The organism is Propionivibrio sp., from assembly GCF_017995515.1.
Classification (GTDB): Bacteria; Pseudomonadota; Gammaproteobacteria; order Burkholderiales; family Rhodocyclaceae; genus Propionivibrio.
The window spans coordinates 1-9,896 of the sequence record NZ_JAGOIT010000111.1; the positions used below are offsets into that span (position 1 = coordinate 1).

The following is a 9,896-nucleotide window of genomic DNA, read 5'->3' on the forward strand; positions in this document are numbered from 1 at the left end:
GACGTCGAGTTCCACGCTGCCCCGGAAATGAAGCCAATCCTGGTATGGCCATGGCCAATCAGATGAGCAATCAATTCCTGTACGGCCACCTTGTTCTTGACGCCGACCTGATCGAATCCCTGCGTCAACAGATGGTCTACCAGAACCCCCGGAATCTTGTTATTTCGAAGGTAGGCCAGCGATTCCAGGCGGCCGTCATCGGCGGGAGCCAGCACGACGCCATCGACTCGGCGCTGGTGAAAGGCCTGCACGATCTTCAACTCCTGATCTGGATCGTCGTGCGTGTCGGAAAAGAGCATCATCAGGCCGTTCTTCATGCACTCGTTTTCAATCGACCTCACGACTTCGCTGAAGTAATGGTTGGCGAACGTAGGAATTGCCACGCCGATGGTATTTGTCGCAGACATCGCGAGAGATCTCGCCAGCGAGTTCTGGATATAGCCCACCTCCTGAACCGCAGCGCGCACCAGCTTCTCCGTATCTGGATGGACCTTTCGCGTTCCGTTCAGCACGTGCGAAACGGTTGTTACAGAAACATTCGCCGCCTTCGCGACGTCATCCATCGTAGCCATGCTCGAGCACCTTATTAGTTATTGTCAGTTTGCCAGGCGCTGCACACGGATCGCCACGTGCCGCGCTTCACTTCAAGCCTTGCACACCGGGTAGCGTTCCAGGATTCAGGCCCATAGTCGCAATACGAAATTTATCACGCAAGCGCTTGCGCAAGCGCTTGCGTTGCCATAGAATTCTCTTGGCGGTGGCTTTCTAGAAAACTCTCGCTAGCAAGAACAACGCATTGTCCGGGGGCGTCAGAATGCCGAGCCCCAAAATCCGTAATGTTAAATCTTTTACTAGTCGTGCAAGGAGAAGAAAATGAAAATGGGGATACTCGCCGCAGCAATGATGGGTATTACGTTGGCCGCGGGCAGTGCCATGGCCGAATCGAAGCCGGTGATTGGCGCATTGATTCGGAATCTGGACGATCAGTTTCTTAACGACTACACCGCGAACCTGAAGAAGGTTGCCGCCGCCAAGGGCGCCGAGCTGAAGATCATGGACGCCCGTAGCGACATGGCAACCCAGCTTGATCAGCTGAATACCCTGGTGAGCCAGGGCGTGAAGTATTTTGTCGTGGTGCCGGCCGTCACCGAGGGCAGCGAGCAGTTGGCCAGCGTGATCGCATCCAAGAATGGTGGCGCGGCATTCTCCAACACCGCACCGACGGTCGCTGCACTCAAGAGCAGTGCGAACTTTTTCCTGGCTTCGTCGCCCGAGTCGATCGCCGGATCGATCCAGGCCGATATCGTCGATGCTTACTTCAAGAAGTTCCCGAGCAAACTAGGCCCGGACAAATCGATCAACCTGATCCTGTTCCTTGGTCAACTAGGCCACCCTGCTCAAATCTACCGAACGCAGGCGGTGTTGAAGGATCTGGAGAAGAAGGGTTACAAGGTCAACGTCATTGCCAAGGACACCGCCAACTGGCAGCCTGACGAAGCCCAGCAGAAGATGGACGCGTGGCTCAATGCCTACAAGGGCAAGTTCAACCTGATTCTGGCCAACAACGACGCAATGGCGCTCGGTGCGGTCGAGTCCTTGATTACCGCAAAGTACGTGGATGACCCTGCCAACCCGACCAAGGACGTGGATGGCGACGGAACCTTCCTTAAGGTCCCAGTGATCGGCGTCGACGCCACGCAGGTTGCATTACGTTCAATGTCGGAAAACAAGCTCTACGCCACCGTACTGCAAGATGCCGGCGGACAGGCGACCACCGCATTTGATCTGGCCTATACGATGGCCACCAAGGGTGCGGTGAATGGGGCGACGATCAATGGTATCAAGCCGCTCGACAAGGCGATTGAAGAAGCTCCTGCCAACGATCCAGCGCTGGTTAAGCAGATCTACCTCGTTCCATTCAAGGGCGTGACCAAGGAAAACCTCTCGACATTCCTGAAGAAGTAACCGCTGATGCCAGGCTGCTGAACATCGCCAGCCTGGTTCAGTTTGCCAGACAATAGAGCTATCGCCGATTTACTCGACGACCACGCCCGTAACAAGAAGCGGTCGAATGGCGGCGGGCGTCCACCCGCCCCAATCAATGGCCGCAACGCATCAATCGATCTGGAATGAACATGGATTCGCAATACGTCCTGGAAATGAAGAACATCAGCAAGCGTTTTCCCGGTGTCGTCGCCCTGGATCGCGTCAGCTTGCGGGTGCGCCCCGGAACCGTTCATGCCTTGATGGGGGAAAACGGTGCCGGAAAATCGACGCTGATGAAATGCCTGTTTGGCATGTATCACGCTGAAGAGGGCGAAATCGTATTCAAGGGAAAGCAAACCCGCTTCCCAAGCACGAAAGATGCGCTCGATGCGGGTGTCTCGATGATCCATCAGGAACTTGCCAACGTACCCGACCGATCAGTTCAGGAGAACATCTGGCTCGGTCGCGAGCCAGTCTTGCGCTTCGGTCCATTCCGCGCGCTTCGGCATCGCAAGATGCACGACGATACGCTCGCGCTGATGAAAGAGCTCGAAATGGATATTCGTCCCGATGTCAGGATGGGACAGCTTTCCATTTCACACCAGCAAGCCTGCGAAATCGCCAAGGCGGTTTCCTGCGACGCTTCGGTCGTCGTCATGGACGAGCCTACATCGTCGATTACCGAGAAAGAAGCCGACCATCTCTTCCGCATCATTCGTGACCTTAAAAGCCGCGGTGTGGCGATCATCTATATCTCGCACAAGATGCACGAGATCTTCCAGATCGCCGACGAAATTTCGGTGATGCGCGACGGCCGCCTGATCGGTACGCATCCGGTCTCGTCGATTGACGAAGATCAATTGATCCGGCTGATGGTCGGACGCGACACCAGTCAGCGCTTCCCGCCGCTCGACAGCATCCCCGGCGAGACTCGACTTCAGGTTCGCAACCTGAAGTCGGCCAATCCGCGTTCATTCCAGGACATCAGCCTCAGCTTGCGGCGCGGCGAGATTCTGGGTATCGGCGGGCTGGTGGGTGCGCAACGGACGGAATTCGTCGAGGCGTTGTTCGGTCTACGAGACATTGCCAGCGGAAGCATCGAAATCGACGGAAAGCCGGTTTTGATCGAATCCAGCGGAGACGCGATTCATCATGGTGTCGGGCTGATCACCGAAGACCGGCGTGCATCCGGCATCTTTCCCCAGCTATCGATCACCACCAACACGGTGATTCCCTCGCTTTCCAATTACCGCACCGCGTTTCGCAACCTCAAACACCAGAAGATCGCGCAGGAAACTGAACGCCTGAATCGCCTCTTGCGTACCAAGACGCCGTCGATGGAAACGCCAATTCAGAATCTCTCCGGCGGTAACCAGCAGAAGGTCCTGATCGCCCGCTGGCTGATGATCGCGCCGGACATCCTGATCATGGATGAGCCGACACGCGGCATCGACGTCGGCGCCAAGTACGAGATCTATTCGATCATGGTTGACCTCGTCAAGAACGGCAAGTCGATCATCATGGTGTCTTCCGAAATGCCGGAGCTCATAGGAATGTCACATCGCATCATGGTGCTCTGCGAAGGGCGCTACACCGGAACGCTTGAGCGCGAAGCCGCGACACAGGACGAGATCATGCGTCTCGCCACGAAATACATGTGAGGAAACATAAAAATGACTGAACAAGCCGTTTCACAACCCGTCGCCCGCTTTGGCAACGTCAGGGCTTACCTGAGCAAGCATACCAATCTGGTAACTTTTATCGTTCTGGCACTGGCGCTGGCCGGCCTGACCGATGGTGCATCGCTGTCGATCGACTCGATCAAGAACCTGGCGGTAGCTGAGTCGATACGCGCTTTTGCGGCACTCGGCGTCGGCATGATCATCATCACGCGCGGCATCGATCTGTCGATCGGCGCCGTCGTATGCCTGGTCGCGAGCGTATCCGCTTCGTTCGCACAGAACGCTGACTATGCCTCGGCGATTTACCCCGGCGTCGAATTCCCGCTGTGGCTACCGATCGTCGCCGGCATCGCGACCGGTGCCGCGTTCGGCCTGTTTAATGGAATCCTGGTTGCCTATGCCAAGCTGCCACCGTTCATCGCTACCCTCGGCTCCATGTCCGTCGCCTTTGGCTGCCAACTGATCTACACCAAGGCAAATGTGGTCGGAAGTCTGAAGGAACCATTCAAGGCCATCGGCCAAGGAACAACGGCGTCGATCCCGAACCTTGCCATCTTTGTCGTGATCGCCGCCCTGGTCGTGTGGTTCATCCTGCGCCATACCCGACAGGGCACTAACATGTATGCCATTGGCGGCAACCCGGTTGCTGCGCGTGTATCGGGTATCAATGTCACCAAAGAGCTGATCCTTGTCTATCTCTACGGCGGCATCCTGTACGGCATCGCGGGCGTCCTGCTCTCCAGCCGTCTCGGCCTCTCCAATGCCCTGACCGGACGGGGAATGGAGCTCGATGCGATTGCGGCGGTCACCATTGGTGGCGTCTCGCAAAGCGGCGGCATCGGCACCATGAGCGGGATGATTCTCGGCGTGCTTACGTTGGGTATCATCAATTACGGGATGACCTACCTTGGCGTGGATTCCTACTTCCAGTTGCTGATCAAGGGCTTCATCATCATCGTTGCCGTCTACTTCGACATGAAGAAGTACGCCCGCCGCGCCTGACGATACCTGTTATTCCCCTCACTCCTTGCTGCGAACCCATCAGGATCGCAGCAAGCCAAGCACGAACAAAAAGCCAACCTGAACAAAAGGAGAGCACCGTGTTGCTCGGAATCAAGCCCTGTATCAGCCCGAAATTGCTCTACACCCTGGCCCGAATGGGCCACGGTGACGAGATCGTCATCGTTGACGCCTTTTATCCCAGCCACAGCAGGAACGCTAACGTCATTCGTTGCGACGGCACCGATGCGGCCGATCTGCTCGACGGCATCATGTCACTGATGAATCCGGATAGCTATGTCGAAGCACCCATCGTCATGATGGAACCCGCGAACGGTGATCCACTCGATCCTCAGGTTGAAACAGACTTTCGCGGCGCAATCGACCGTTACTGGCCCGACACCCCACCAATTCAGCGAATGGACAGGCAAAGTTTCCTGACCCGCTCGACCAAAGCGTTCGCTATTGTGCAATCCGGTGAAACGAGAAAGTACGGCAATGTGATTCTCAAGAAGGGCGTCATCCCGGTCGCCAGCAAACGCTGACGCCGGCGCCGGCGCCGGCGCCGGCGCGTTCAATTTCTCATTTCACCCTCGCCCCTTCACGTTTCTCGCAGAAGCTGGATTGACGACTTTTCCCTGTCGCGCTGCCGCATGGTTTTCCTTTTCTCCGCGCGCGACTGTCTGGATGCCCTTACCACTCGAGTCATCGCCTTCACAGAATCAGTTCGGAATACACATCGCAAGCCCGGCGGGATGGTGAATCAAAAAGACGACAGTTCCGCACGCAGACAGCCCGTGCATCTCGAAATCAAAAAATAAATGCAAGCGCTTGCGCAAGCGCTTGCATTTACATTCAGGTGTGCCTAATATCTACCTCAACGAGAAGAACAAACAATCGGATGAACCGTGGCGAGGGCTTTTGTCGTGCATCAAAAGCAATGACAACGGCACATCCGTCATCGGAAATAAAAGCCTGATTTCTCCCCGCGCCTGGCTAACGAAGACGTTGAAACGTATTCGTTCTCGTACCGATGGGCGATGAGAAATCACTCTGGCGAGAACACTTGGCAATTTAGTGGCTGTTAAGGAGTTTGACGATGGGGGTCGCGCTAAAACTTGAGAACATATCGAAGGCTTTCCCCGGTGTACGCGCGTTAACCGATGTGTCGTTCTCTCTGCAGACCGGCGAAATCCGTGCGCTGGTGGGTGAAAACGGCGCGGGGAAATCGACGCTGATGAAGATTCTCTCCGGCGCCTATACCGCGGACGAAGGCAAGATCGAATTGTTTGGCGAGCACGTCGGGCAACCGACGACGGCCTCAATGATCGAACGCGGCGTGGCCGTCATTTATCAGGAACTCGCTCAGGCGCCGCATCTGACGGTGGCCGAGAACATTCTGATGGGACGTTTGCCTCGGAAGAGCGGCCTGATCGATTGGCGCGAGGCAAATCGGCACGCATCCGACGTTGTCGCTCGACTGGGTTTCGACCTTGATCCGAAAGCTCGCATCGGCGACCTTTCGGTGGCAAAACGACAGATGGTCGAGATCGCGAAGGCTATCGCCCGTAAAGCGAAAATCATCGTCCTGGACGAGCCGTCAGCTGTCTTGGCGCAGGCCGAGATCGATCAGCTATTCGTCATCATCCGGCAGTTGGCTCGTGATGATGGTGTCGCTTTTGTCTATATTTCGCACCGCCTGCGCGAAGTATTTGAGATCAGCGACACGGTCACAATCCTGCGCGATGGTCAGGTGGTCCACGACGGCCCATCAAGCGGAATGACGACAGATAGTCTGATCAAAAACATGGTTGGCCGAGAGGTCACCGATATCTTTCCTCCCCGGAACGCGAAGATCGGTAACGAGGCGCTGGCTGCCGCCGACATCACCACCGAATCGCTTTTGAAAAGTGTCAGCATTCAGGTCAAGCAAGGTGAGATCGTTGGTCTCTTTGGATTGGCCGGCGCCGGCCGTACTGAGCTGCTGCGCGCGATCTACGGGGCCGATCCGATCCTGTCTGGCGGAATACGGGTCAAGGGCGCCGCCGTGGTGACGGGGGCGCCACGCCGCAGTATCGCGCTGGGTATCGGCCTCGTTCCGGAGGATCGCAAGACCGAAGGGCTATTTCTCATCCAGAGCGTTAGCTTCAACATCATGTCCGCGAGTCTTGCCAGAATTTTGCGGCGGGGACTCCTCGCTCTGCGGCTGGAAAACGACATTGTCACCGGGCTGATCAACCGGCTCTCTATCAAGACTCCGGGCGCGGCGACACCTGCGCAAAGCCTCTCTGGCGGTAATCAGCAAAAGTGCGTACTCGCCCGTTTGGTGAGCGCCGGATGCGAAATCATATTGGCCGACGAACCGACCCGCGGCGTTGATGTGGCTGCCAAACGCGAGATTTACGACCTGCTTGTCGAGTTAGCCGAGACACGTGGACTTGCCATCGTGATGGCGTCGTCGGAACTGCCTGAAATCCTTGGCCTCTGTGACCGCGTATATGTCATGCGCGAGGGCGAAATCACTGCCGAATTCAATGCCCGTGAGACGACGGAAGAGCAGGTTATGCATTTTGCTGCGTTGCACTGACCACCAATTACGGAAAAACTGGAAATGAAATTCTTCCCCCGGAAAGCAGGGCTGGCGATTGCCCTACTGGCACTCATCGTTTCGGCATCGTTCATTTCGTCGAACTTCCTAAACCCCATAAACATTCTAAATGTGTTGCGCCAGGTCGCGCTCTACGGAATTCTCGGGGTTGGCATGACGTTTGTGATTTTGACCAAGGGGATCGACCTGTCGTTCGGTTCCACAGTTGCGCTGGTCGGCGTGGTCGGTGCTCTGCTGATGGAACACGGCGTTGCGATTCCACTCGTGGTGCCGATATGCCTGGTTCTCGGCGCCGTGGTTGGCGCAGCGAACGGCTTTGGCGTGTCCTACTGGCGTATTCCGGCTTTCATTACGACGCTGGGTACGATGGTGATGGTGCGTGGATTTGCGCTAATGCTCGCCGACGGCGGCACAGTCAAACCTGGCAAGGCCGCCGAAGACTTCTTCTTTCTCGGTGGTGGATACATCTTTGGCATCCCCACGCCAATCTACGTCTTTGCCGCCGTGTGCATTGTCGCCGCCATTACGCTGAAACTCACCCCGTTCGGGCGAGCGATCTATGCGGTCGGCAGCAATGAAGAGGCGGCACATCTGTCAGGCATCAACGTTTCCTTGATCACGTTCGGCGTGTACATCATCGGCGGAGTTTTGGCCGCGTTGTCGGGCTTGATCTTTCTCTCACGCCTTTCCGTCGGCGATCCCAACTCGGGTTTGGGGTTGGAACTGGAAGCAATCACCATCGCCGTCATCGGCGGCGCATCACTATTCGGCGGAGTTGGCACGGTCATCGGCACGATTGGCGGCGCGATGGTCCTGGCAATCATCGCCAATGTGCTCAATCTTGCAGGCGTTTCCCCCTTCTCACAGCAGGTGGTGAAAGGCGCAATCATCATTCTGGCGGTTCTGTTGGAAGCCGGGAGAAAGCCACGCAAATAGCGTGAATACAACCAAAGGAGGACTAATGATGCTGCAATATAAGAAGTGTTTTCTGGCTGTAACTGTGGGATTTGCCCTCGGCGCTGCAACCGCACCGGCCTTTTCTGCCGACCCGATGGTCATCGGCTTCTCGCAGGCGGCTTCCAATTCCGCCCATCGCAATACCATGACCAAGTTGAATCAGAGCTATGCGAAGTCGAATTTCAAGGACGCGAAGCTGATCGTGACTAATGCCGAAGGAAAGTCGGCAAAGCAGATTTCGGACATCGAAAGCCTGCTGGTTCAGGGCATGAAAGTGTTGATGATATCGGCGCAAGACAGTACCGCAATCGCGCCGACCATCAAGCAGGTCATGGCCGCAGGAATTCCGGTCGTTACCCTGGAGCGCAGTGTTGATACGCCGGTCACCTTGCACATCGGTCCGCACAACAAGCCGATCGGCAAACTCGCCGGCGAGTTCATCGCCAAGAAGCTCAACGGCAAGGGCAACGTCATCGAGATCAAGGGTGATCCAGCGGCCGCTCCGGCAGTGGAGCGTCATGATGGCTTCGCCGAAGCCATTGCCGGGAAGAGTATCAAGGTCATCGCTGAAACCCATGCTGATTGGGATCAGGAAAAAGCCCTCAAGTTCATGGAAGACACGCTTCAGCGTTTCGGTCCGGGGCAAATTCAGGCGATCTACGCGCATAACGACAACATGGCCTTCGGCGCGTTGCGCGCAATCCAGGCGGCCGGTCGTGCTAAAGAAGGAATCATGATCATCGGGATCGATGGCGAGAATGGTGCCATCCGCGCCGTCGCGAAAGGGGATCTCACGGCCACTTTTACCTACTCGACCGTGGCACCAGAAGGGGTCATCGCAGCTCACGCTCTGGCGACCAAGAACCTCGACGAGTTGAACAAGCTCGGCAAGATGACCAAGAAGTCGGACGGTTCGATGGAAATCGAGATTGCATCGAACATGATTACCAAGGAAAACGCGGCTCAGTTCTTCTGCAAAGGGTTCGGTGACGATCCAGAATGTAAGTAGTTGATAGCTAAAGTGCGACGCGTTGGATTGGTTTCAGTGCGTCGCAGTTGTCTAGTGGAGAGTCGGGATACCCGCTTCTGTTGTACCCGAAGCATGCATAGCGCATCGCAAACTCTGAGTGCCCGTTGCAGCTGACTGCTCAGTCAGGATCAGGGATTGTTCTCGCTGTCGGTACCGTCGGCGGGAACATCCGCCGGCAACTGCTCGCGCCGGCTTTCTTCCATGATCTGATCGATCCGCTCCTGCAGCGGGTCAGGTTCAGAGGCCGGTTCTGCCGGTTTCACCACGGGGGCTGCGGCGGGCTTCCGCTTCGATTTGGTCTCGGGCGCTGGCGGCACGGACTCGGAAGAGAAGAGGTTCTGCAAGCCGGCCTTCACCTGCCCGAACAGGCGCTGCAACAGCCCGGTCGCATCCGGCGCCGCGAAGCGTGCGTTGCGGTCGATCAGGCGGTTGCGCAGGGCGTTGTTGAAGAAGTCGCCGACGATCGGCAGCGCGCTGTGCGCGCCCTGCCCCCAGTAGTCGCTGCGCAGCGTGACGCGGCTGTCGTTGAAGCCGACCCAGGCGCCGCCGACGAGCTGCGGATGCATCAGGAGGAACCAGCCGTCGGCGTTGTCCTGCGTCGTGCCGGTCTTGCCAGCGACGTCGGCGCGGATGC

Annotated in this window: 8 protein-coding genes and 1 pseudogene; 7 read left to right on the forward strand and 2 right to left on the reverse strand. The window is 56.9% G+C overall.

Annotated elements, in window-relative coordinates; translation table 11 throughout:
* A partial coding sequence (locus KBA32_RS14580; protein ID WP_294360333.1) for a LacI family DNA-binding transcriptional regulator occupies nt 1–572 on the reverse strand: 572 nt, incomplete at its 3' end.
* 301 nt (nt 573–873) lie between these two features.
* Between KBA32_RS14580 and KBA32_RS14585 the strand changes: the two genes are divergently transcribed.
* From KBA32_RS14585 to KBA32_RS14615, 7 genes are all read left to right on the forward strand, one after another.
* Nucleotides 874–1,965, forward strand: a complete 1,092-nt coding sequence (locus KBA32_RS14585) for a substrate-binding domain-containing protein (protein WP_294360337.1) — start codon at nt 874–876, stop codon at nt 1,963–1,965.
* Nucleotides 1,966–2,135: 170 nt separating this feature from the next.
* Nucleotides 2,136–3,647 (forward strand): sugar ABC transporter ATP-binding protein, encoded by a 1,512-nt coding sequence (locus KBA32_RS14590; RefSeq protein WP_294360340.1) that lies wholly within the window; start codon nt 2,136–2,138, stop codon nt 3,645–3,647.
* A gap of 12 nt (nt 3,648–3,659) precedes the next feature.
* Nucleotides 3,660–4,670, forward strand: a complete 1,011-nt coding sequence (locus KBA32_RS14595) for a ribose ABC transporter permease (RefSeq protein ID WP_294360344.1) — start codon at nt 3,660–3,662, stop codon at nt 4,668–4,670.
* Nucleotides 4,671–4,768: 98 nt separating this feature from the next.
* Complete coding sequence (gene fucU / locus KBA32_RS14600; RefSeq protein ID WP_294360348.1) at nt 4,769–5,212, forward strand: L-fucose mutarotase; 444 nt, start codon at nt 4,769–4,771, stop codon at nt 5,210–5,212.
* A gap of 554 nt (nt 5,213–5,766) precedes the next feature.
* Nucleotides 5,767–7,254 (forward strand): sugar ABC transporter ATP-binding protein, encoded by a 1,488-nt coding sequence (locus KBA32_RS14605; RefSeq protein WP_294360352.1) that lies wholly within the window; start codon nt 5,767–5,769, stop codon nt 7,252–7,254.
* 24 nt (nt 7,255–7,278) lie between these two features.
* On the forward strand, nt 7,279–8,211 hold the full coding sequence (locus tag KBA32_RS14610) for an ABC transporter permease (protein WP_294360355.1): 933 nt from the start codon (nt 7,279–7,281) through the stop codon (nt 8,209–8,211).
* A 25-nt stretch (nt 8,212–8,236) separates the two neighbouring features.
* Complete coding sequence (locus tag KBA32_RS14615) at nt 8,237–9,241, forward strand: substrate-binding domain-containing protein (RefSeq protein WP_294360358.1); 1,005 nt, start codon at nt 8,237–8,239, stop codon at nt 9,239–9,241.
* 149 nt (nt 9,242–9,390) lie between these two features.
* On the opposite strand, the pseudogene KBA32_RS14620 reads toward KBA32_RS14615, so the two are convergent.
* Nucleotides 9,391–9,896 (reverse strand): annotated as a pseudogene (locus KBA32_RS14620) (hypothetical protein); the annotation flags it as partial.